This window comes from Paenibacillus sp. FSL R7-277 (genome assembly GCF_000517965.1).
Taxonomy (GTDB): Bacteria; Bacillota; Bacilli; order Paenibacillales; family Paenibacillaceae; genus Paenibacillus_AQ; species Paenibacillus_AQ silagei.
In genome coordinates, this window is the sequence record NZ_ASPX01000080.1 from 250677 (window position 1) to 273894 (window position 23218).

Annotated in this window: 19 protein-coding genes; 8 read left to right on the forward strand and 11 right to left on the reverse strand. The window is 51.2% G+C overall.

All coding sequences use genetic code 11. From position 1 onward, the window contains the following. Positions 1-47 precede the first annotated feature (47 nt). Entirely contained in the window at positions 48-1031 is a 984-nt protein-coding gene (locus tag C173_RS23195; RefSeq protein ID WP_036729066.1) for a diaminopimelate dehydrogenase, read from the reverse strand. Positions 1032-1315: 284 nt separating this feature from the next. Beyond that, the gene (locus C173_RS34725) at positions 1316-2557 is read right to left on the reverse strand and encodes a hypothetical protein (RefSeq protein WP_063830942.1); all 1242 of its coding nucleotides are present in this window, start codon (positions 2555-2557) and stop codon (positions 1316-1318) included. Positions 2558-3087: 530 nt separating this feature from the next. Here C173_RS34725 and C173_RS23205 point away from each other — a divergent pair. Then, on the forward strand, positions 3088-4440 hold the full coding sequence (locus C173_RS23205) for an FAD-binding oxidoreductase (protein WP_036729068.1): 1353 nt from the start codon (positions 3088-3090) through the stop codon (positions 4438-4440). 70 nt (positions 4441-4510) lie between these two features. On the opposite strand, the gene C173_RS23210 is transcribed toward C173_RS23205, so the two are convergent. From C173_RS23210 to licT, 7 genes are all read right to left on the reverse strand, one after another. Next, a complete protein-coding gene (locus tag C173_RS23210; protein ID WP_327196482.1) occupies positions 4511-6097 on the reverse strand; it encodes an ABC transporter substrate-binding protein in 1587 nt (528 codons plus the stop codon). Positions 6098-6290: 193 nt separating this feature from the next. Beyond that, the gene (locus C173_RS23215) at positions 6291-7235 is read right to left on the reverse strand and encodes an Rpn family recombination-promoting nuclease/putative transposase (RefSeq protein ID WP_162174714.1); all 945 of its coding nucleotides are present in this window, start codon (positions 7233-7235) and stop codon (positions 6291-6293) included. 301 nt (positions 7236-7536) lie between these two features. Further along, positions 7537-7836 carry a heme biosynthesis protein HemY gene (locus C173_RS23220; protein WP_036729071.1) on the reverse strand — a complete coding sequence of 100 codons (300 nt, stop codon included), beginning with the start codon at positions 7834-7836 and terminating at the stop codon, positions 7537-7539. 244 nt (positions 7837-8080) lie between these two features. Further along, positions 8081-8404: a hypothetical protein gene (locus C173_RS23225; protein ID WP_036729073.1), complete on the reverse strand. Its 324-nt coding sequence runs from the start codon at positions 8402-8404 to the stop codon at positions 8081-8083. Positions 8405-8506: 102 nt separating this feature from the next. Further along, positions 8507-9982 carry a 6-phospho-beta-glucosidase gene (locus C173_RS23230; RefSeq protein ID WP_051478314.1) on the reverse strand — a complete coding sequence of 492 codons (1476 nt, stop codon included), beginning with the start codon at positions 9980-9982 and terminating at the stop codon, positions 8507-8509. A 34-nt stretch (positions 9983-10016) separates the two neighbouring features. Next, a complete protein-coding gene (locus C173_RS23235) occupies positions 10017-11915 on the reverse strand; it encodes a beta-glucoside-specific PTS transporter subunit IIABC (RefSeq protein ID WP_036729075.1) in 1899 nt (632 codons plus the stop codon). 109 nt (positions 11916-12024) lie between these two features. After that, entirely contained in the window at positions 12025-12861 is an 837-nt protein-coding gene (gene licT, locus C173_RS23240) for a BglG family transcription antiterminator LicT (RefSeq protein ID WP_036729078.1), read from the reverse strand. 342 nt (positions 12862-13203) lie between these two features. On the opposite strand from licT, the gene C173_RS23245 reads away from it, so the two are divergent. Then, positions 13204-13677 (forward strand): DUF1572 family protein, encoded by a 474-nt coding sequence (locus C173_RS23245; protein ID WP_036729079.1) that lies wholly within the window; start codon positions 13204-13206, stop codon positions 13675-13677. 87 nt (positions 13678-13764) lie between these two features. Here the strand turns inward: C173_RS23245 and C173_RS23250 are convergent, their stop codons facing one another. Then, positions 13765-14721, reverse strand: coding sequence for an EamA family transporter (locus C173_RS23250; protein WP_036730119.1), 957 nt, complete (start codon positions 14719-14721; stop codon positions 13765-13767). Between the two features lie 617 nt (positions 14722-15338). Here C173_RS23250 and C173_RS23255 point away from each other — a divergent pair. From C173_RS23255 to C173_RS23265, 3 genes are read left to right on the forward strand one after another with little or no spacing between them, the layout of a single operon-like run. Beyond that, positions 15339-16046 carry a hypothetical protein gene (locus C173_RS23255; RefSeq protein WP_155991618.1) on the forward strand — a complete coding sequence of 236 codons (708 nt, stop codon included), beginning with the start codon at positions 15339-15341 and terminating at the stop codon, positions 16044-16046. Between the two features lie 18 nt (positions 16047-16064). Then, the gene (locus C173_RS23260) at positions 16065-17750 is read left to right on the forward strand and encodes a vWA domain-containing protein (RefSeq protein ID WP_036729085.1); all 1686 of its coding nucleotides are present in this window, start codon (positions 16065-16067) and stop codon (positions 17748-17750) included. A 26-nt stretch (positions 17751-17776) separates the two neighbouring features. Then, the gene (locus C173_RS23265) at positions 17777-18916 is read left to right on the forward strand and encodes a toxic anion resistance protein (RefSeq protein WP_036729087.1); all 1140 of its coding nucleotides are present in this window, start codon (positions 17777-17779) and stop codon (positions 18914-18916) included. Positions 18917-19002: 86 nt separating this feature from the next. Here C173_RS23265 and C173_RS33040 read toward each other — a convergent pair whose 3' ends face one another. Continuing rightward, positions 19003-19926 carry a helix-turn-helix domain-containing protein gene (locus tag C173_RS33040; RefSeq protein ID WP_051478316.1) on the reverse strand — a complete coding sequence of 308 codons (924 nt, stop codon included), beginning with the start codon at positions 19924-19926 and terminating at the stop codon, positions 19003-19005. A 227-nt stretch (positions 19927-20153) separates the two neighbouring features. Here C173_RS33040 and C173_RS23275 point away from each other — a divergent pair, with 227 nt between their 5' ends. The 3 genes from C173_RS23275 (at position 20154) to C173_RS23285 (ending at position 23191) form a co-directional block, all read left to right on the forward strand. Next, positions 20154-21002 (forward strand): ornithine carbamoyltransferase, encoded by an 849-nt coding sequence (locus C173_RS23275; RefSeq protein WP_051478317.1) that lies wholly within the window; start codon positions 20154-20156, stop codon positions 21000-21002. Positions 21003-21162: 160 nt separating this feature from the next. Then, complete coding sequence (locus C173_RS23280) at positions 21163-22464, forward strand: DUF5050 domain-containing protein (RefSeq protein WP_036729090.1); 1302 nt, start codon at positions 21163-21165, stop codon at positions 22462-22464. Positions 22465-22630: 166 nt separating this feature from the next. Continuing rightward, entirely contained in the window at positions 22631-23191 is a 561-nt protein-coding gene (locus C173_RS23285; protein WP_036729091.1) for a hypothetical protein, read from the forward strand. The last annotated feature ends 27 nt before the right edge of the window (positions 23192-23218 follow it).

A 23218-nucleotide genomic window follows, 5' to 3' on the forward strand; every position in this document is an offset into this window, starting at 1 on the left:
AACGCTCCTCATTCGCTCATTTGGCCTGCAACATCTCTCATTGTAGCCTACAGCAGCTCGCGCCGCAGTTCTTCTGCCGATCTTGGGGACAGGTGGCCGAGAGGAATGTCGAATACAGTCTTAGCTCCTGTCTGGCCTTCCTGCTTCAGACGCACAGCAGCACGGGCATAGGCGGCCAGGACGCTGGCGGTGAATTCCGGGTTGCTGTCCAGCTTCAGCCCGAATTCGGCGATCTGCTTGCTTCCGCCTCCGGTCACTCCGCTGCGGATGACGAAGCCGCCATGCGGCATCCCTGAATGCTCAGCAGCTAGCTCCTCGTCCGTAATGAATTGAACCGTTGTGTCGTAATCGGCGAAATAGTTCGGCATCTCCACAATCGTCCGGGTAATGGCATCGCGGTCAGCTCCTGCTTCAGCCACTACGTAGCATTCCCGGCGGTGCTTCTCGCGGGTGGACAGCTGCGGGGTCTCGCCTCCGCGAATGCTGTCAATAACCTCCTGGACCGGCACGGTATATTGCACGCCTGCCTTGACACCGGGAACCCGGCGGATCGCATCCGAATGCCCCTGGCTGACTCCTGTACCCCAGAACGTATAATCCTCGCCTACCGGCAGGATGGACTGCATCAGCAGCCGGTTCATAGAGAACATTCCCGGGTCCCAGCCGGTAGAGATCACACTTACGCTGCCGCCTTCGCGGGCAGACTTGTCCACCGCAGCGAAGAAATCAGGGATTTTGGCATGAGTGTCAAAGCTGTCCACCGTATTAAATAACCGGGCCAGCTGCGGAGTCTGCTCCGGCAGATCTGTTGCGGAACCGCCGCACAGAATCATTACATCAATCTTGCCTATGTACTGCTCGGCGGCTGAGATGTGCTCGGTGCGCGTTCCTGTGATGTCTGCCAGCTGCTGCGGATCTCTGCGGGTGAATATGGCTACCAGCTCCATATCGGAGTTCTGCTCAATGGCCTGTTGTACCCCTTTACCCAAATTTCCGTATCCGACGATGCCTACTCTAATGATTGATGTCATGTCTGTAATATCCTCCCTTGCCGGTTAACCCGGAGATATGAATCCTTCAAATGTTAAGTATATATACATTACACGAAATGTAAATAATTAAAGTGTTATCAATCACAGTTATTTATGGAAAGCAGCAGCTGACGCTTCACAAAGCGCACAAGGTGAAGACCATCTGGGTGAAGCCCGGCAACCCGGCAGCTGAGCATGTGTACCGGGCCTCAACAGTTTGTGGTTGAAAGCAGACGAAGGAACAGCCCGGCGGCACAGGAGCAACTCACATGACACAGGAAATCCTAAGCCAAGCTGAATAAAACGGTTTTGGTGCCGATTAACGTTGAACCGCTGTTCACAAAATAATAGTTGGACGATGTATCCAGTGTGAGCGGACCGGTCCAAGTAATGGTGGCGAACTGGCTGCTGAAAATCCCGGTTGGCGGCACATCTGTCAAGGCAAGTGTTACAGTGACTGCACCATTAATATTTGTATTCGTGATATGGGAATATCCGCGGACATTGATGATCCCGTCCGACTGGCTGTCAACCATACGCTGAATATTAAGTCCCGTATGAACCATTGTATTGATGCGGCTATGATATAAATAGGTATTTAAATTCCCCATGTGTCCCGCCTGGATGATACCTCCGACTACCCGGGCATTCAGAAGCTGAAATTCTATAGTTGTAAAGGGATCCCCCACAGCCACATTCTGGAAAGTAATATCGCCGCTGATAATAGCTCCATCCGTATAGTTTGTATGGGTGCTTACGGAGGTGCCGTTATCAAACGTGCCTATCACAGTAACCGGGCGCGCAACAAAGGCAGGTCCTTGATCACTGTATACGTCTTCGGCAGCCGGGTCGGTCTGTATCGTTACATTGCGCGGAGTTGATGATCCGAAATTCGCCAGATCCGAATTGCCAAGTACCCACGGACCCAGACCAAGCAATTGAATGTGCCGGGCAGGCGGGATGACGACATCTTCATCAAAAATTGAATTAGCCGCAATGAGCACAATACAGCGTGCTCTCATACCAATAGCCACTGCTAAAGGACTGTTGGCTGCGGCATCAATGGCCGCCTGCAGTGAGTTAAACGGATCAAACGGAGATCCGCTGCCCGGCCCTGGAGCTGCCGAATCCGCCCAAAAGATCGTTTCACCCCATTCGAAAACCACTGATCCTGCGGGATCCAGTACTTCAGAGGATACCAGGCGGTGAGCTGTAACCAGCTGCCCTGCCGAATTTTTGCCCCATGCCGAGATTTGAATCACTTCTGAAGCGGCATCGTCGATCGTGAAAACAAACTCAAATGCATTCAGATCGGCGAAGTAGTTCTTCGTGATCACTTCATTCGGAGCGATAGAGAATTCCTCTTGCGCATACAGCGTCCGGGTTCCGTTCAAGACATAGCCTTCTACCAGAATCACCGAAGAGATTAGCGAGTCCCGGTTATCGAATTTGATCGTTACCAGTTGAGTGGGTCTGACCCCGCCGGCAGGACTATTCTCAATGGGACCTGTCGATAAAATCGCCATACTTATTCCTCCTCACAATTGCTAGATTTAATCTACCCCTTCAGATTAATATATGTGCTGTGCTTTACAACAAACCTGTACATTCTAGCAATAATTAACTCCTGCTGTCGGGCATAGACAAATAGAAACGCCTGTACCGTCCTAGTACTAGTATTGTGCCGTTACAGCAAGAAGTAGACAGTTACCTGTACCTCATACAGCTGCACATGCGCCTGCCCCTGGGCAGCATACAGGAAGGCGCTCGAAGGCAGCTGGTAATACGGAAGCGCCGAGCCTGCCACTGCGGATATCTATAATCCTGACCGACGCATGGTTCCACCAATGTATATATTCGTTCAGCTTCATCACCATTCTCCGTTTATCTGTTATTCCGCTGCATCCTTTGCCGGTTACCCCTATTACAATTAATAACCATTCTCATTAATAGTCCGCATTATAGCCCACTCCATAGACTAAATCCCTGCATACATTAACCTAGTCAAAGTCATATCCATGCATGCCAATATTAGCTCAAAAGGAGCTGGAAACCAGTGAACTCAGCAACGAAGCTTACCGGACGCGTCATCTACAAAGGTGATCCGGGTTATGAGGCCGCGCGCAAAAATTGGGATCCGCATACCGACCGATTTCCCAAAGTATTCGTGTTCGCCAAGAAGACTCAGGATGTAGCCAATGCTATCAAATGGGCCAACGAGCACCGGATTCCCATCCGGCCCAGAGGCGGTAGACATGCGCTGGAGGTCAATCTGTCCCAGGTGAACGGCGGCATCGTCATTGATGTCAGTGAAATGAACAGCATCAAGCTAAACAAAAAAACGGGGACAGCCGTCGTCGGAGCCGGAAATACAGTGGGGAGAATCGCCCATACGCTTGCCCGGAAGGGGTATATGGCGCCTTTCGGGGACAGTCCTACCGTGGGAATCGGCGGCATTACACTGGGCGGCGGCATCGGCCCGCTTCAGCGTACCCTTGGGCTCGTCAGCGATAATCTGGTGGAGCTTGAAATGGTCGATGCCAAGGGCAGAATTATTATTGCGAATAAGAAAAGTAATGCCGATCTGCTCTGGGCTTCCCGTGGCGGCGGCGGAGGCAACTTCGGCGTGTGCACCCGTTACAAATTCAAAGTACGCCCGGCTCCTGCCACAGCAACGGTATTCCGCATCACCTGGCCCTGGGGCCAGTTCGAGAAGGTCCTTAAGACCTGGCAGCGCTGGGCTCCCGCCGTGAATACCAGACTGGGCAGTGAATTATCCATCGGTCCCAAAAAAGGCGGAAATGTCAGCATGCTGGGACTATTCCTCGGATCTAAGGCTGAGGCTGTCCGCCTCTTGAAGCCCATTACAAGTGTAGGAACGCCTACGATCCAAACGATCCGTTCCCTGCCTTATCCGCAAGTGGTCAGCTTCTTGTTAGCTCCCGATCCGGTACAGACTCAGCGCTTCAGCAACCAGTTCTCCAGCGCCTTCGGCAGGAAACCGTTCCCGGATCAGGCATTTAAGCCGATGCGTGAGTTCCTGGAGAAGGTGGAGGGGAAAGACGCCGGGTTCTTTTTCCTCAATTGGGGTGGGGCTGTAAGCCGTAAATCTCCTAAATCTACTGCCTTCTACTGGCGAAAGGCCAAATTCTACGTGGAGTGGAACAGCTCATGGATCAAGAAATCGGATGCCGCCAAAAATATATTCTACGTCCGCAACACCCGCCGCAAGCTGCAGCCGTTCATCGTGGGAAGCTACATCAACGTGCCTGACCAGGGCATCAAGCATTCCGGCCCGGTCTATTATGGAACGAACTATGCCAGATTACGCAGAGTCAAGGCGAAATATGATCCCGGGAATGTGTTCAACAATCCGCAGAGTATCCCGCCAGCCCGCATCAAGAGCTGAGTTCGAAAAAAAACGAGCAGGAGGCGTTTGCCAACCCTGCTCGTTTTTTTGAAGCTATGCTATGCTTGGCTTACTGGCCTGAGTTCGCCAGGAATTCATCAATCTGACGCTGAACCTCTGCGATGATGGTGTCGATACCGGCTGCCTTAACCTGCTGCTGGAGCTTGGCCAGACCCGCGTCTACATCCTTCACCGTTCCGTATTCCAGCGGAATGCCGTATTGCAGCATGACATTGCCGACATTGGCCACTTCGGTCTTCACCTTGCTGTTGTCGAAGACGAAGGTCTCCAGCGGATAGTGATACACTTCACCTTCCCATTTGTCAGTCAGGGCGTTCGCTTCATCCGGGAAGGAAGCATTATCACGGTTCAGCGGGGAGTTGAAGCCCCAGTTGGAGAAGCCGGTGTAGTTGGCATTCTTTTCGGCGTTCGTGAATTTATCTTCGCCGACCGGATTATAATGAACCGCCGTGATGCCGTTCATGATCAGATCATGCAGTTCCTTATCGTTCTGGAGCAGATCAATCATCATCAGTGCACGTTCCGGCTGCTTGGAGGTGGAGTGAATCGCTACGCCGTTCTGCGTAGAGACGGCAACGGATTTTTTCTTATCCGGGTTAATATCGGCCAGAGCCAGCTCATACGGGGAGTTCTTCTCCCGCATATCGGTCATCAAGGCGCCAAGCGTACCCAGATTGTGGGTGATGGAGGCTGCCTTGCCGGCCTTGAATTCCTGCTGATGATCCAGCTTGCTGTTCAGTGCGCTCTTCGACCAGGCGTTGTTCTCGGCCAGATCTTTATAATAGTAGACAAGCTCCTTGAATTCAGGAGTCTCATATAAGTTGAATACCTTGCCGGCCGGATCATCCAGCTTGAAGCCCATCGGCAGATCGAGGTCGAACAGATTCCATTCGTTCTGCTGCTTGAGCAGGATCCGGTCCAGATTATGCAGCTTCCAGTCTCCGGTCTCCGGTACGAATGGGGTAACCCCCTTCTCTTTACCGGATATAGTCTTGAGATAGTTGGCGTACGCCTCCGGGCTGTTGATCTCCGGCAGATTATATTTTTTGCGCAGGTCTTCGCGGTACAGAATCAGCTTCTCCACGGTTTCGCCGCGGTTCTGAGGCACCATATACAGCTTGCCGTTCACCTTCGCCTGGCCCCAAGCTACCTCAGGCATCGCCTTCCAGGTCATCGGTGCATATTTCTCCAGCAGCTCGTTCGTCAGCTCCAGGAACCCGCCTTTGAGTGCCTGGTCGTTATAGCCTGCCCAGTTGGCGGCATAGATCAGATCGAAGTCCTCGTTAGCCGCCAGCTTAAGCGGATATTTCTGCGCCCAGTCGGACCAGTCCAGGAATTCGGCTTCCAGTGTAGCGTTTATTTTCTCCTTGAGCTTCTTATTGATCTCCCCAAATACCTGATCGTAATCAACCGGCTTCGGACCTACGAAGATCATCTTCAGGGTAACAGGCTGGGATGTATCCACAGTGCCGGAATCTGCGGCGGGCTGATTGGTTCCGGCAGCTTCCGTTGCTGCGGCTGAGGCCTTCGGCTCCGCTGCGTTCCCTCCGGCATTGCCGTTACCGCCTCCGCACGCGCTAAGCAGAGAGATCATCAGGATACTGGACATCAGTGTCATTGCTTTTTTCTTATTCACTAGAATTTCCCCCCAGCTATATGTGTGTAATCGCTTACAAGAACAGTATAATAAAAAATCCTCGCCCCGCTAATATAGGCATTCAACGATATTGCATACTTTTGCAACGACTTTTAGAGCGGTATAACATAATATTCCTGTAAGGAGCCTAGAGTAAAAAAAGACCCCGGGCAACATCCGCCCGGGTCTGTATTCACATCAGCTTCTTAACCTCATCCAGTGGCAGTTCAACCGCCTTGGATACTACCTCGGGAGAAAATCCGTGGAGCAGCAGCTTACGAATCGTCTCCGCCTGGCCTTCTTCTTTGCCTTCCGCTTTGCCTTTCTCAATACCTTTTTCCATACCTTCCGCAATACCCTCTTCGTAACCCCAACGCTTCCAAGCTGGCATGAGTTCCATAATTACTTCTCCCTCCTCCGAGTAGTCATCGATTAATTCTCTTAGAATTTCCTCATCCTGTGCCCGGTCCGGCTTGAAGTACAAATCCGCTACTGACATAATCAATGCCAATCGGCCCTGATCCAGCCGCGCTCTCAGCTTCATGAACATCCGCAGGAATTCCCGGCGCACATCTCTCGCTTCTCTTGTAGTATACCCCATCTTCGCCAATAACGCAGCAGCCACCGCATTATCCGAATCGATGAAACGCCGCCAGTTCTGCTTGCGCAGCTCTACCTTAAGAAACTGGAAGCGCAGAATGTCGTGTTCCGGGATGGACATCTCCAGCGTGTCCCGTTCCTCCCTTGCCTCATCCGAGGTGAAAATCGCAATCGGGATAATCAGCTTATGGTCTTTGCGGTAGCGCTCGAACAGGCGGCTGAAATAGATAAACATTCGTTCACGGAATTCGTGATCCTTGTACGATTGCGGCTCCAAGTGAATCAGAATATAACCGTCCAGCCCTTTGTAGCGGGTCTCCAGCAGCAGATCCAGCTCGCGCGCCTCCTCACCGACAATGTCCACCAGCAATTCCTGCATCAGAAACCGGGTCTCGCTATAGTCGAGCATAGCGCCCAGTTCAGGAAAGAACAGCTCAATGAATTCCTGATAAAAAGTTTCCAGCAGCTTTTTAAAAGCCTCATCATGCGGTATAGAAATCTCTATCGCCTCCTGGGACAAGTATCGGACGTCTCGCATGTAATTATATTCCATCATTATGGGATTGTATATAATAAAAGGAACATACATTCGCATTTAGATGTGCTAACCCTGCTCCATAGCGTCATGCTTTCATTCTCAAACCTCCACCTCAATAGAAGAAAATCCCTATCTAAGTGTTTTTTGTTTTAACCACGCTTGTATGGAGCAGCATGGTTGCACTTCGTGCAGGATCTCCCTAAAATCTAACAACAAAAAAACGGCACCGTCTTACCAGCCGGGTGAGGCTGATTCAGATGGTGCCGCCCCTAAGGCAACACAGATAATAGTAATCTGCTGCTTATTTCTCCAGGAATCCGGTGGACGGATTGGTGATGAAGAAGCCTTCCTGCGGTACATAGAAATACTGAATCCAGACGCCGTCGAGCAGCGGTTCGCGGGTATCCAGCAGAATCTCGATATCCTTATCTGTAGCAACCACTTCATCGTGCTCAGTAGGTGTATCCAGCGCTACGTCATAGTGTCCGTGATCTCCGTGATTCTGGGTGATGACCACGCGGATTTTCTTGCCTTCCGCTTCCGGGCTGTTCAGCATATCTTTTAGAACCTTAGCTGCATTGCGGTTAATTTTTACTTTCATCCTCTGGCGACCTCTATTCTGCTTAGTAATATGAAATCAGAAATTCATTATAACATATTATAAGGTGCTATAGATAATTAAGTGGTTACTCCAGTGAGCAGACTACAGATCACCACTTCAGCCAAGTGGAAACGGCTTTGCCGTCCTTTTATAGTATGGCAGCGTTTCAGCGGGAAATAAAAAGCTGCCCCAATCAGCCATATTTCACGGCTTGCGGGACAGCTTCTCATATGTGTACTTCTATTTATGAAGCGTTCTGGTTAGACAGGGCGGCTAACACTTCATTCGTGACATCCTTGCCCCCCTTAAAATTGGTGATGAACGCGCCGATGGAATAGATCGGCCCCCAGGGAATCCCCCACCAGCCCACTAGGAACGTCAGCAGGGTGTACTTCAAGCCTTTTTTGACGGAGCCCTCGCCCGCCTTGATGAAATAGATGCTCGAGCTGCGTCTGAACGTCATCAGGACAACAGAGAAGCAATACGTGTAGATCACGAATTTGCCGCCTTGCTGAATCTGGCTCATTATATTGCCGCCGTCCATATTCTCGATCCCTTTTATGATCATAGGAAATCCCCTTTAATGGTTGTTAATAATCATATACCGTAGGGATGGCGGACTGAAACAGCAGACAGATATTTGTAAAAGTGAGCTGACGGCAGACGCGGATTACTCCAGCTCAGCTCCGTTACTGGCGATTACCCTTTGATACCAGAAAAAGCTGTCTTTGCGGGACCGGTCCAGAGTACCCTTGCCTTCGTTATCCTTATCCACATAGATGAAGCCGTAGCGCTTCTTCATCTCTCCGGTGCCTGCACTGACCAGATCGATGCAGCCCCAGGAGGTGTATCCGATCAAATCCACGCCGTCAGCCAGCGCCTCACCCATCGCCCGGACATGCTCCCGCAGATAGTCGATCCGGTAATTATCCTTGATTGAACCGTCTGCTTCTACGGCATCCACTGCGCCAAGGCCGTTCTCCACCACCATCATCGGCAGTCCGTAACGGTTGTAGATATTATTCAGGGACCACCGCAGGCCTTGCGGGTCAATCTGCCATTCCCAGGCACTTGCCTGCAAATACGGGTTCTTCAGACCCAGCGACATATTGCCGCCAATCGACTCCTGATCCGGAGCTGCGCTTACGCAGGTGGATGAATAGTAACTGAAGGTGTAGAAGTCCACACAGCCCTCCTTAAGAATCTGCCCGTCACCTTCCTCCATCTGCAGCTCAATCTGCTTCTCCTGGAAGTATCGCAGCGCGAAGCCCGGATAAGCGCCTCTCACCTGAACATCGGAGCAGAGGAAATTACTCAGATTATCCTTCTGCTGGGCCAGCAGCACATCCTCGGGATTACAGGTCAGCGGGTAAGAGCACATGTAGGCAATCATACAGCCGATCTGAAAATCCTTATGAATCTCATGTCCCAGCTTCACGGCTCTGGCACTGGCGATGAACTGGTGATGGAGCGCTTGGTATCTTAGCTGCTCATTGTCGGTTTGCACAGACGCAGTCAACTCAGCATTTCCCTCCGGCTTCATCGCCCCGGCCATGAATGTCCCGAACGGCATCGTGAGGATGTTGATCTCATTGAAGGTCAGCCAATACTTCACGCTGTGCTTGTAGCGGTTAAAGATCACCTCACAGTAACGGACATAGAAATCGATCGTTCTGCGGTCCGCCCATCCGTTATAAGCTTCAGCCAGATGATAAGGCGCTTCATAGTGCGAGATCGTCACCAGCGGTTCGATCCCGTGCTTGGCCAGCTCGGCAAATACCCGGTCATAGAACTGCAGCCCTTCTTCACTTGGCATGGCATCATCCCCGTTCGGGAAGATCCGCGACCAGGCGATGGACATGCGGAACACCTTGAAGCCCATCTCGGCGAACAGCGCGATATCCTCTTCGTACCGGTGATAGAAATCAACCGCTTCATGACTCGGATAATTAGCCCCGGCTTCCAGCACCGGAGTAATTCTCCGGGAGACCGTATGCGTTCCTGCGGTCATGACATCTGCTGTGCTTAACCCCTTGCCTCCCGCATCGAACCCGCCTTCGAGCTGATTCGCAGCCGTTGCCCCGCCCCACAGGAAATTTGCCGGAAAACTTCTGTTGTTCACACTTACATTCACGTTCTTATTCATATTCGTTCCTCCTGAGATTGAATTAGGATACCGTTTAGATCATGACAGTCAGCAGATTCTCCCGGTAATCAACGCTCTTCTGGTCCGTCTCAATAACGTCGAGATACTCACCGGAATTGGAGATGATCACAGGCGTGGTCAGCGTATAGCCCGCCTCTCTGATCGCGGCAACGTCGAACTCCATGAGCAACTGCCCTTTGGTGACGGTATCGCCTTGCTTGGCCCGGGGGGTGAAGTGTTTGCCTTTCAATTTGACCGTGTCCTTCCCGACATGAATCAGAATATCGACCCCGTTATCACTGGTAATACCGATCGCATGGCCGGAGGCGAATAAGGTGGTCAGTACCCCGTCAACGGGAGAGTACACCTTGCCTTCCAGCGGTTCAATCGCTATACCTTTGCCCATTGCGCCAGTAGAAAAAGCTTCGTCCGTAAGCTCCGACAAGGCTCTGATCTGGCCCTTCAGCGGACTTCCCACCGTCTCCTGCTTCACCAGATTACTCCGGGCAGTCCCGCCGCTCTTGCTGTCCACCGCTTCCTCATCCTTGAACCCGGAGAAGAAGACAAGAATGAACCCGAGAATGAAGCTGATTACAATGGCGGCAATCGCGCCGTAGAAGCCTGTATCCATCCCGTCAGGACTAATGTAGCTTGGGATACCGAAAATCCCCAGACCGCCGAGAATATAGCCTTTGGTGCCCATCAGACCAACAATACCGCCGCCGACCGCCGCCGCGACACAGCTTAAGATGAACGGCTTCTTGCGCGGCAGCGTAATCCCGTAAATGGCAGGCTCCGTAACTCCGAAGATCCCTGAGATAATAGCCGGAATCGACAATGACTTCAGCTTGGCATTCTTGGTGCGCAGCATAATCGCCAGCACAGCACCGGTCTGGGCAAACGAAGCGCCGAAGGAAGCCGCCAGAATCGGATCGGATTTCAGAACAGCCATGTTATTGAGGGCAATCGGCACCAGACCCCAGTGCAGCCCGAAGATGACGAAGACCTGCCAGAACGCGCCTACCAGCAGCCCCTCAATAACCGGACTGAGATTGTAGAGGAACAAGGTTCCCTGCCCCAGCAGCTGTCCGGCCCAGGTGGAGATCGGTCCGATTGCAATCAGCGCCAGCGGAACGGTGACCAGCAGGGTGAAGAACGGGACGAGGAAGGTACGTACCACGCTCGGCGTCACTTTTCGGAAGAAGGCTTCCAGCTTGGAGCCAATATAAGTCGAGATGATGATCGGAATAACGCTGGAGGTATAGGACATCAGGATGACCGGAATCCCCAGGAAGGTAATGTACACAGGCGATTCAAAGATCGTTCCGCTAAAAAGCGTGTACAGTGGTTCGCCCGCCGCCGTGATCGTGCCGAAGGACGGGTACACCAGCGTAGCGCCTATCGCCATCCCGATAAAGATATTGGCTCCGAATTTCTTAGCCGAGGTATACCCCAGGAAGATCGGGAAGAAGTAGAACAGGCAATCCCCGAGCGCATTCAGAATCTGGTAGGTCCCCGACTCCTTGGTGAGGAGTCCCACAGTTAGAAACAGGGCGGTGAAGCCCTTAATCATCCCGGTCGCAGCCAGTACACCAAGGGTCGGCGAGAATACGCCGGAGATCATGTCAATGAAGCTGTTGAACAGACCCATTTTCTCGCCGGAGGCTGTCTCTGATCCGCCTTCCTGCAATCCTCCCGCTGTCATCACCTGGGCATAGACCTCAGACACATGATTGCCGATCACGACCTGATACTGGCCGCCGCTCTGAATCACCGTTACAATTCCGTCCATGTTCTTCAGCACATCTGTATTCGCCACCGCCTCATTCTTCAGCTTGAAGCGCAGGCGGGTAATGCAATGGCTGAGTCCGTTGATATTCTCCTTGCCGCCGACCTGCTTGATAATATCCTTGGCTAGTGCCTCATATTTCATAGTAAGTCCTCCCGTTTCCTGATGAATGATAAGCAAAAGGCGAAACCATCCCGGCAGCTTCCTGCCTGATTTGGTTTCGCCTGCATGACCAGTAACAATCCAAGTGGTTTTATTCAGTTTGTCTTTGCGTTACCCGCTGAATGTGAATCGTCAGATACAGGATTTCTTCATCCAGGAGCTTCAGATCCAGATACTTCTCGATTTTGAGCACACATTGATGCGCCTTCCTGTATTTCACCCTCACCTGCTTGAGCAGAAAATCATCCACCGACTCCACCGGCTCCTGCTTGCGTGAACGCTGGAAGAAATAACGCAAATGGGTGATGAACCGTTCGTAGCTGACGGTATTCTCATCAATCTCGTTGTTATAGGAATACTTTACAATATTGAGGATGTCATCAATCTGCTGGGTCTGCCTGGTAAGATCTGCAATCCTGTTGCCTGAGCTGTTCATTTGCGCGTTGATCAGATGGAGTGCAATGTTCCCGGCCTCATCCTCCGGTAGGCGGATACGGGTATCCTGCTCAATCATCCCCATAGCATGATGTCCGATGGCATACTCCCTCGGATAACAGCGCTGAATCTCCCAGAGAAGCGGATTGTCATTATGGATGCCCTGCTCATGAAGCCTCAGCGCATGAGTCAAATGATCCGTCAAGGTCACATAGATATAATCGCTCAGCCGGGCCTTCAGCGTCTGCTTGGCATACTCGATAATGTCATAGCTTAAGGCTACATATTCGGCGGGGGCATCCGCCATTAAGGCCTTGAATTTCTCGGACGCGTCATTTCGCTTCAGTACAAATGTCTTCTCGATCAGGGATACATCCACCGGGTCACCCGGACTCTTCTTGAAGCCGATGCCGCGTCCCATAACAACCAATTCATCCTTACCTGAATCCTTGGCAATAATGGCATTGTTATTGAAAATCTTCTCGATAATCAACCAAGCTGCCCTCCTTTACCCCGAATTTCATTTGGCACTGCTTACAGGATGTTAGACGGGTCAAGGTTCCTTGCAGCGTCCCGCAGGGCCCTTAACATAAAGAAAGGCAAAACCCAAAACACGTGACCATGTTTTGGGTTTTGCCTTTGCAGTAACAATCCCAAATTCAGAATAGCACTGAATTTCACTTTTGGCAACAAAAATGTTTGCGCTTACAAATGACATAGTGAAAAGCACCAAACGAGAAAACATTACCATTTCCCTTAGTTAGTAAGAAGGATTACAAGAACATTAAGTCGAACAAGTAAAATATGGTAATCATATTCTTAGGAGGTAATATCAATGAAATATGATTTTAACAGGGATTGGCTTTCAAAAAAGTTTGATGAGATAAGTACACGTCTAATTAAAGCCCTGCAACAACTCAATGATGAACAGGTAAATTGGAGACCTGATAACACAAGTAACAGCATCTCGACATTAATAAAACATGTTGAAGGTAACATTCATGAAAGAATTTTAAAGGGAATTTTACATCAAGACGTTCATAGAAATCGTGATGAGGAGCTCAAACCAACGTATATTACCAGGTCCGAACTGGAACAGATCATCCAAGCTAAGTTTGAATTGATCATTGCCACGGTAAAAAACATTACCGATGAAGAGTTAGAGCAAACACAATGGGTCAGGAATCGTGAAAGAACAAATCTGGATATGTTGCATCAATGTGCCGCACATTACTCGGAGCATACGGGTCAGATCATTTATATTGCAAAACAAATTTTACAAGAAAGTTACAAGTCGACATCCATATAGTTCCACAGACAAAGACAACAATGCTAACTGTAAAAGGAGTGCTCCCCTATTCACTGGGAACACTCCTCTTCTTCTATCCTCCAGAGCTCAGACCGATGACGAACTCACGCTCTGTGCATTACCCCACCGCAGCTTATACAGCTCCGGCAATACCACACCCAGCAGCACCAGCACCACTCCGGTCCATTGCAGAAGACTTACATGCTCTTGCAATACGAACGAGGACATTAAGACAGCCACAGGCAGTTCGACGGCGCCCAGAATACCGGCCATCCCTCCGCCGATATGCGGAACCCCGATGGCGAACAGCAGCGGCGGGATAAAGGCGCCGAACAAGCCCAGCAGGAAGCCGAACAGCAGCAGCGGTCCCCATAGCATACCGTTAAACAGGAAGGTCGGCGGGAACAGGATACACAGCAGCACCAGGCCGCCAGTGACCATCCAGGCGCTCCGGTAGGCAGGATGGGCCGAAGGAACGGCTTTGCCGCTGAAGATAATGAACATCGAATAGCTGACTGCCGATAATAATCCCAGCAGCAGCCCCAGCAGGTTAAACTCGGCAGCTCCCTGATTCAGAATACCTGCGGCCAGCAGGGTTCCGCCGAACAGCAGGATCAGCGTCAGCACCGTGATTTTGTCAGGGCGTTGACGTTTGCTTACCGCCTGAATCAGCACACTGATCCAGGTGAACTGGAACAGCAGGATAATCGCCAGCGAAGCCGGAATATACCGGAGCGACTGGTAATACAGCAGACCGGTAACCACAGTTGGCGCACCCGCCATCATCAAGAGCAGTCTATGCTTCCAGGTCAGCCGGGTGGGAGCCGCCTTAGCGGACGCCGCAACGTTCGCTGTGCTGCGCTGTTTGCGGTTCGCTCTGAGCTTGGTATATAACGCAAGCAGCCAGGCGAGAATACAGCCGGTTAAGAGCTGAGTGCCGACCACCTCTCCCAGCTTGTAACCTTGCCCGTAGGCCAATACAACAATCGTTGATAAAATGCCGTAGCTCATAGCGCCTACAAGTACGGAGATTAAATATTTCATATCTTTCATGTCTGTTATGCCTCCTGAATCTTCTGATCTGAATCATGCTGCGTCAAGGTCAAGGACCGCAGAGACGCAAAAAATCCTAACTCCGGGACAGGGACCGCTGGTTCATGGTCCTTATCATCGTAGTTAGGAAGAGTAGGCTTCCTGTAGAAACCCTCGCCCTTTGACATCTGAATGGCTGCGAGGTTATACGAGAACAATATAGAGTTATGAATGATTGCCTGGTTGACGACTGTTCATATGTTACACGCCAAGTGAGCTGACGTCAAGCCTTAATTCTTTTAAATTTGAAATTCACCGTACGTAGACCTCTTTTTAATCAATTTTCCAGCCAATGAACAATACAAACACAGCCCCCCCTCTCCCAAATTATGATAAAATGTAACTCAATTCAGCAGTTCATTCGAAAGGAGCCTTACATATGGTGAAAACCCGTCCTCAATCCGGCGCGATCGTAAAAATTTGAAACATTGACAAGTTTCGATACGTAGCAGTCTGTAATAGCCTTCATTCCAATCCCATTTCATGTGATTCAAGCTGCTATCCCCAAATATACTACTACGGAGGAGGTGTAGATCCTGAACAGATCCGGGCCCGTTAAGCTCCTCGGCATGATTGCCGGAGTTGTAATCTTAAATGTCATCGTTCTATCTCCCGGTCTGCTCGGTATCGAGATCGGCGGAAGCCCGCTGGAAACGGCATCGGCAGTAACCCTGCTAATCATCAGTCTGCTGGTCGTCCTATACGGCAGTTACACCTTGCTCTTCAAACCCCCGGCTGCCAAGCCCGTCAGCGTGCAATTAGAGACGCGGGAGGATTACATTGCCGGCCTCGGCCGTCACCGGAATGTGAAGGTGCTGAAGGATGATATCTCCCTCGCCCTGGACCAGATGGAGCGGATTGAGAAGAAGAAGACCGCACTGCTCCAGGTGCTGGGCCGCAGGTTCGATCCGGCTGAGCTCAGCTTCCGCAAGTTTCATTCCGTCATTATGGAGGTTGAGAAGCTCTTCTACCTGAATATCCGGGGGCTTCTGAACAAGCTTAGTGTATTCGATGCCGCGGAGTTCGCCAAATTCAGCGCCGATAACGCATCAAGCCGGTTCTCCAGTTCCCTGATTCAGAAGAAAACTGCGCTATACAATGAATATCTCTCTTATGTCAAAGGCTGCCTCGGGGCCAATGAGGAAATTCTGTTGAAGCTGGATCAGCTGCTGCTGGAGATTACCGAGCTGGGCAGCGCAGATTATAGCAATGTGGAAGAAATGCCATGCATGCAGGAATTAACCGCCCTGATCGGGCAGACGAAACTCTATCAGTAAGGAAAGGGAGATGAACCTATGAGGAAAGGCAAAACACTGTTCATACTCGGCATTATCGCCGCATCCGTCTTCGCACTTGTCTATTTCGGAATTACCTTAACGTCCAATCTGGGCAAATCCAAGACAGAAATCTCTGCCGAAGACGCCGACAAAAGACTGAACCGCATCTATAAGGATATCAACGTGACCAGTGCTGAGCCTGTAAAAGGGCAGATCGATCTTGATCCGGCATCCATCGGCGATTCGTTGCCCGATATCTCCAAGTTCCCCATCTCCATTGAGAGCACCACGGATAGCTTCGTCGAGATTTTCTCCTCCACGGAGAAGTCAGGAACAGGCAATGACGGCTGGCTGAATGAGGTCGCCGCAGACTTCAACGCTGCCGGTATTACAATAGACGGCAAACCCGCCTCAGTCAAAATCCGCAACATCGCTTCCGGCACAGCCGCTGATTATATCCGGTCCGGCAAATATGTGCCTGACGCCTTCACTCCCTCTAATGAGCTATGGGGCGAAATGGTCAAGGCCAGCGGCGTGCAGGCCGAGCTGGTTACGAAGCGTCTGACCGGCAACGTGGCCGGAGTGGTAATGAGCAAGCAGAAATACGATCAGCTGGTCGACAAATACGGCTCGATCAACGTCAAGACAATTACCGATGCCATTGCGGCTAATGAGCTGGCGATGGGGTACACCGATCCTTTTGCCAGCTCAACGGGTCTGAACTTCCTGGTCACCGCACTGAGTACCTTCGACAGTTCGGATCTGCTGGGAGACAAGGCGGTTCAAGGCTTCGAGAAGTTCCAGGCCAACGTGCCCTTCATTGCCTCCACCACCCTGCAAATGCGGGAAGCGGCCAAATCCGGCATGCTGGATGCCTTCGTCCTTGAGTATCAGACCTTCGTCAATGCGAAGGATTTGACCAGCGGCTATGTGTTCACCCCGTTCGGGGTAAGACATGACAGCCCGCTGTATGCACTAGGGCAGCTGCCGCCGGAGAAGCTGGCGATCATCAAGAAGTTCGGCGAATTCGTCCAGCAGGATAAGTACCAGAAGACGGCTGCGGACAAGGGCTTCAACGGCCTGACGGACTATGTCTCCGAGCTGGCACCGGTTGACGGCTCCATTCTCTCCTCGGCCCAGAAGCTCTGGAAGGAGAAAAAGAACGGCAGCAAGCCGATTGCGGCAGTATTCGTAGCCGATGTCTCGGGAAGCATGGCCGGTGAGCCGCTGAACCGTCTGAAGGAGTCCCTGCTGAAGGGCCAGAAATTCCTCGGTAAGGACAACAGCATCGGCTTCGTCTCCTATTCCAGTGATGTGACCATCAATCTGCCCATCGGCAAATATGACACCAATCAGCAGTCCATGTTCGTAGGCGCGATTAACAGCCTTCAGCCTGTGGGCGGCACGGCTACCTTCGACGGGTTGGTGGTTGCGATGAAGATGCTGAAGGATGAGCTGGCGGTGAACCCGGATATGAAGCCCCTGATCTTCGTGCTTAGCGACGGGGAGACCAACGAAGGCCATTCCCTGGATGATATCCGGGGCCTGATCGAGACTTATAAGATTCCGGTATACACCATCGGGTATAACGCCAATATCAAGGCACTGGAGAGCATCTCCAGCATCAACGAGGCGGCCAATATCAACGCTGACACAGAGGATGTAGTATACAAAATCGGAAACCTGCTCAACGTGCAAATGTAGACTTTATATTCTGAAGGAGGGTTCATATGTCATTCACCATGGAAATTCCCAGCCCCGAGAAGCTGAAATCGGTCATCGAGGAGCAGGTCCAGCCGGAGCCGGAGGAAGTCACCCAGCTTAAGGAGCAGGCAATCAATAATGTCTCCAGTATTCTGGAGCTGGACTTCGAGTCTCTGGAGAAACGCAAAGCCGTGCTGAAGTCGATTGACAGCTTCGGGATGGGCACCATGCGCTCCTCGTCGGAGAAGAACTCCCTGCTTCAGGTATCGGTGGGCAATCTGTCCAAGACCGGGGATGAAGGCGGCCAGGTCGCCAAGGGATTAACCGAGCTGCACCAGCAGCTCAAGGATCTGGACCCCAGCGCAGTCGATTTTGCCAAAAGCGGGTTCCTCGGCAAGTTTTTCCACCCCCTGCGTAATTATTTCGCCAAATATCAAAAGGCCGATGTCGTCATCTCTGATATTATTCTATCTCTGGATAAAGGCAAAGCCGTGCTGAAGAATGACAATACAACACTGGAGATTGAACAGCAGACCCTGCGGGAGCTGACCAAGCGCCTTAAGAAGGAGATTCAGCTCGGCATCCTGATGGATGAGGAGATCGAGAAGCAGATTGAAGCGGCCAAGCAGCGCGGTGAAGATGAGGATAAGGTGCGGTTCATCACGGAGGAAGTGCTGTTCCCGCTGCGCCAGCGGGTCATGGATCTGCAGCAGATGCTCGTGGTTAATCAACAGGGAATTATGGCCATTGAGGTTGTTATCCGCAACAACAAGGAACTGATCCGTGGAGTCGACAGAGCACGGAATGTCACGGTATCTGCGCTCAAAATTTCGGTTACAGTAGCCAGCGCTTTGTACAACCAGAAGATCGTGCTCCAAAAAATCGAGCTGCTGAACCAGACCACCGACAATCTGATCAGCGGCACCTCCAGAATGCTTAAGGAGCAGGGTGCTGCCATTCATAAGCAATCGCTTGAAACCAGTATTTCGGTCGATACGCTGAAGCAGGCTTTCACAGACGTTCTCTCTGCCCTGGATTCAATCAGCACCTACAAGCAGGAGGCGCTCCCCAAGATGCGGGAGACCATTACCCAGTTCCGGGAGCTGGCAGATAACGGGGAACAGCAGATTCAGCGGCTAGAAAAGGGCAATACGCTCGGGCTGTAGTATCACTGCCCATATTTAACGCAAAACAGAGCATGGCGGCGGTTACGCCGGTGCTCTGTTTTTGCGGTCTTTTTTCCTTTTGGTGTCTACTTCCCTTTATTCAGTAAGCCTGTCACCATTCTGCTTAACGTCCCTTGATCCAGGAAAGGAGCTAGGCTTGCCAACAAATCCGGGCTGAGCTGATCCGCTTCGACTTCACCAAGCAACTTCTCAAGCTTCCCTCTGTCCAGAAAAGGAGCGAGGCCTGTGAGCCGATTTCCATCGACAGTACCGTCTGCCACCCGGTCAACTAGATTGCCTAACGTCTCTCTGCTAATAAAGGGGGCCAGCCCTTGAATGGAATGCCAGCTGGGGCTCTCCCCTCTGGCTTGTTGCACCAACAGGTCCAGCTGTTCCCGTTCCAGAAACGGGGCGATGCCGACAAGATTGTTCACCTCTCTGGAACCGTCTGCTGATTGATCGACCAGCCGGCGTAAGGTGCTGCTGCTGACGAACGGGGCAAGTCCAGAAATGACATTCCAAGCTATTTCTTTCTGTTCAGCCTGACGAACCAGTTCATCCAATGTATCTCTTCCCAGGAACGGGGCCAGCCGCATAATTACCTCTAGCGTAAGGACGCTGCTGTCTATGCCCTCTGTAACCTTATTCAGGGCACTAGCTTTTACAAAAGGCGCTACCTCTACAAGCTCTTCCATCTCCAGCTTACCGGCATTGACCAGCTCTGTAACCTGGCCCGGCCTGTTCTCTGCAATCTCCTCTACGATCCGACCCAGATGCAGGTGCTCCCGATGTTCTGCGTGATCTCCTGCATTCAAAATGTCGTCTACGGTTAGGCCGAATAACCCCGCAACCTGCGGAAGTGTTCCAATATCCGGCAGCGAGTCGCCACGCTCCCATTTCGAGACCGCCTGATGACTTACATTCAGTTGATCGGCAAGCTCCAGCTGTGTCCAGTCCTGGTCTTTGCGAAGCCGCGATATATACGCCCCAATTCTACGTAAGTCGAGCATGATATCCCTCCGAGTTTATAAAATGTACAGTGCACACTGTTGAAAACAGCATAGCATTTCAGCATACACATTCCTATCAATCGCTGGTTGAACGGCTGCATCCCTTTTATTCAACTGCCGGTAGAATGCACTTTTAACATTAAATGGGTTGTATACTATTCCTGATTATTGTATATTTATTCAACCGGCAATTATTGCTGATTTCTCATCTACCGGGGGATAGATCTATGCATTTTTTGAATATCAACCAGCTTACTTCAGAGCAGATTCTGGATATCTTTGAATTAACCGACCGGCTTCGTCACCGAAAATCAGAACCGCTGCTCGAAGGTAAAACGATGATTCTCTTCTTCCCGGAGACCAGTCTGCGGACACGGGTCAGCTTCGAGAAAGGCATCAGCGATCTGGGCGGGGCCTGCATTACCTTTCCGCCGGAGACGCTCAACAAGAAAGAAGCGCCGGGTGATATCGTCCGCTACCTGGAGAACTGGGGGGATGGCATCATTGCCAGAATCCCGGATCTCTGCAAACTGGAGGAGCTGTCTGCACACGCCTCTGTTCCCGTTATTAATGCAATGACCGCACATAATCATCCCTGCGAGATTATGGCTGACCTGTATGCTCTGCGCACCCTCCGGGACAACTACCGGGAGCTGACCTACACCTTCGTGGGACCGCCCGGCAATATATCAAGAACCTGGCTGGAGGCGGCGCAAGCCCTGAATCTATCCTTCCATCATGTATGCACGCCAGGTCATGAGATGGCTAGCGGCAATCACCCGGGCTATACCTTTCATACGAGCCTGGACAGCGTGCTGCCGGAGAGCGATGTGATTCTTACCGATTCATTGCCCAAGGATTTCCTGACCCCGGAGTATATCGGCGCCTATCAGATTACACTGGACCGGATGAAGCAGACAAGACCCGGGGCACTGCTGAACCCCTGTCCTCCCTTCTTCCGCAATGAGGAGGTCAGTGAAGAGGTGATTGCTTCGCCTTATTTTGCCGGATTCGGGTTCAAGAAAAGCCTGATCTACCTTCAGCAGGCCATCCTGATCTATTGCTTATCGCATTGATTCTACCGGACCATGAGTCCCAGCCTACCGGTTCATTTTCTCTTTCATGCAAGCCTTTTAGGGCTTAAGCTGTATATTTGAAACTGCCCGTTTCTCCGATATCTTATTAGAACAGGATTTGTTCGTATGTTTACCACATTGGCTGAAGGGGAGAATGACTATGAAGGCTTTACAATTACTATCCAGAAAAACAGGTGTCTTTCTGCTCGTGCTGCTACTGGCGGCACTCGGTACAGTTGGGGGCGGCAGACAGTCACATACGGCAGCAGCGGCAGCTTCTGCGAAATCATATGTGTACTATGTCTCTGACGATGTTCTATACCGTGTGACCACAGATGGAAGTGAGACACAGAAGATCGTTGAGAATTATGACGGCAACGGATTAGATTCAACCGGCAAATATCTGTATTTTTACTATAATGACGGTATGGGAATTCAGCGGCTGTCCCTAAGTGATCCCGATGCTTTAATTACGAGCTTCCTCGGGGACCGGAATATCCTCTTTTACCTGTTCGAGGGTCCCTATCTGTACTTCCTGGATGATACAGGACACATCTACCGCACCTTGGCCGACGCTGACGATGATTCACAGCTTACTCTTATCGCAGACAATGCCGATGTGAATTTCCGGGCCTTCGACGTATCAGGCGGGCGGATCTACTATAATGCGCTGAAGAACAACACTACCTGGGTTGCTTCGAGGTCCCGCGACGGGAGTGGAGCCATTCAGTGGATTGCCAGCGGAGCGATTCAGAAGAGCAAATTTTATCATCCTTATACTACAAGTATTAACCTTATGATTGACAACAAACCTGCCGAAACCGAGTATTCTCTGAACTCAATGGTGCTCTACACCCTCCCTCTAAGCGGTGGAGCTCCCAAAGCAGCCAATGCCAAAAATCCGCTTGAATCCAATGCCGCCACTGCCGGTAGCTGGTCCGACCATTATTTTCTGTTCAACAAAGGCATTAAAGTGGATGCCACCGGCGATGAGCTGGACTATAACACCGGCAAAGGCTTCCTGATGGATAAGAACGGAAAGATCCTGCAGCTCAGCCAGAACAGCGTGATCAGCATCAGCGAGATTGCTGCGGATAAGCTGGTATATGCAGATTCCAAAGGCAAAGCCTACATCAGCACGCTGGCCAACGGCAAAATCATCGCCTCCAAGGCGCTGCCGCTGACGAATGTTCAAGATATTAGAACGGTTAAGAACGGAGCGGCGCTCACCACCGTATTGTTCACCGCAGCCGATGCTTACGTTCTGAATGCCGATTCATCCTTGACCAAAATGACGGGCGTTGAGTCCGATTACTCTGTAATTACAGACGATATTCCCGGCTTGTATTATATCAACGGTCTGGATAACGACTGCCTGTACCGGTACAGCAATGACGGCAAAACCAAAATCAAGCTGTCCACTGGTCCGGTTAGCTACTTAGCACTGGTCTCCGCGAAGTAATATACAGAGAGAATAAGCCGGAATTTCCGATATCGGAAGTTTCGGCTTTTTTAAGATGCGAATAGATAAAGTTCAGTTTATAACAGAGACTTGCCTATGAAAAGACTTCATTCCCGGTATACAGTGGGAGTAGACGTTATAGATAATTACAGAAAGCAGGCTGGAAATGAATATCGCAATCAAGCTAACCGGACCGGATGAAGCCCACATTATCAAAAATATGTACCCGCTCTATCTGCACGATCTGTCGGGACATTACGGACTTGTGGAGGGGCATCTTCCTAACCGGCATGGTATCTTTGAGGATACGGACGAATACCGCACGCTGGCAGACCAGTACGAGGTCCAGAATATTTGGTGGGACAAGCCGGGCACTCTGTACTCTTTCCTAATTCAAGCTAATGCGATGCCGGCAGGCTTCGCCCGCATCGCCACCCCTCCCTACTGTGCACAGGGCGTTGATTATTTCGTGAGCGACTATTTTCTGCTGCAGCCCTTCAGAGGGACAGGAATCGCGGAACAGGCGGCGGTGTTGGTGTTTGAACAATTCCGGGGTGAATGGGAGCTGTTCACGAATCCGGCGGCGAAGAATATAACCGGACAGAAATTTTGGCGGAAGACCGTCTCCCGCTACACGCAGGGGAAATATACCGAAAGAACCGGAGAGACTTTTGACGGCAATAAGCTTGCCTTCAGGTTTGATAACCGGGTATTACAACCACTCTAACCCAACCGCCAAAAAGGCTGATCCGCC

Excerpts from the sequence above, each read along its gene's own strand:
- C173_RS23255 (WP_155991618.1), top strand. The coding sequence starts at position 15,339 with ATGATTGCCGGAGTTGTAATCTTAAATGTCATCGTTCTATCTCCCGGT.
- C173_RS23245 (WP_036729079.1), top strand. The coding sequence starts at position 13,204 with ATGAAATATGATTTTAACAGGGATTGGCTTTCAAAAAAGTTTGATGAG.
- C173_RS33040 (WP_051478316.1), bottom strand. The coding sequence starts at position 19,926 with ATGCTCGACTTACGTAGAATTGGGGCGTATATATCGCGGCTTCGCAAA.
- C173_RS23220 (WP_036729071.1), bottom strand. The coding sequence starts at position 7,836 with ATGAAAGTAAAAATTAACCGCAATGCAGCTAAGGTTCTAAAAGATATG.
- C173_RS23280 (WP_036729090.1), top strand. The coding sequence starts at position 21,163 with ATGAAGGCTTTACAATTACTATCCAGAAAAACAGGTGTCTTTCTGCTC.
- C173_RS23215 (WP_162174714.1), bottom strand. The coding sequence starts at position 7,235 with ATGCGAGACGTCCGATACTTGTCCCAGGAGGCGATAGAGATTTCTATA.
- C173_RS23250 (WP_036730119.1), bottom strand. The coding sequence starts at position 14,721 with ATGAAATATTTAATCTCCGTACTTGTAGGCGCTATGAGCTACGGCATT.
- C173_RS23230 (WP_051478314.1), bottom strand. The coding sequence starts at position 9,982 with ATGAATAAGAACGTGAATGTAAGTGTGAACAACAGAAGTTTTCCGGCA.
- C173_RS23265 (WP_036729087.1), top strand. The coding sequence starts at position 17,777 with ATGTCATTCACCATGGAAATTCCCAGCCCCGAGAAGCTGAAATCGGTC.
- C173_RS23275 (WP_051478317.1), top strand. The coding sequence starts at position 20,154 with ATGCATTTTTTGAATATCAACCAGCTTACTTCAGAGCAGATTCTGGAT.
- C173_RS23285 (WP_036729091.1), top strand. The coding sequence starts at position 22,631 with ATGAATATCGCAATCAAGCTAACCGGACCGGATGAAGCCCACATTATC.
- C173_RS23195 (WP_036729066.1), bottom strand. The coding sequence starts at position 1,031 with ATGACATCAATCATTAGAGTAGGCATCGTCGGATACGGAAATTTGGGT.
- C173_RS23235 (WP_036729075.1), bottom strand. The coding sequence starts at position 11,915 with ATGAAATATGAGGCACTAGCCAAGGATATTATCAAGCAGGTCGGCGGC.
- C173_RS23260 (WP_036729085.1), top strand. The coding sequence starts at position 16,065 with ATGAGGAAAGGCAAAACACTGTTCATACTCGGCATTATCGCCGCATCC.
- C173_RS23225 (WP_036729073.1), bottom strand. The coding sequence starts at position 8,404 with ATGATCATAAAAGGGATCGAGAATATGGACGGCGGCAATATAATGAGC.
- C173_RS34725 (WP_063830942.1), bottom strand. The coding sequence starts at position 2,557 with ATGGCGATTTTATCGACAGGTCCCATTGAGAATAGTCCTGCCGGCGGG.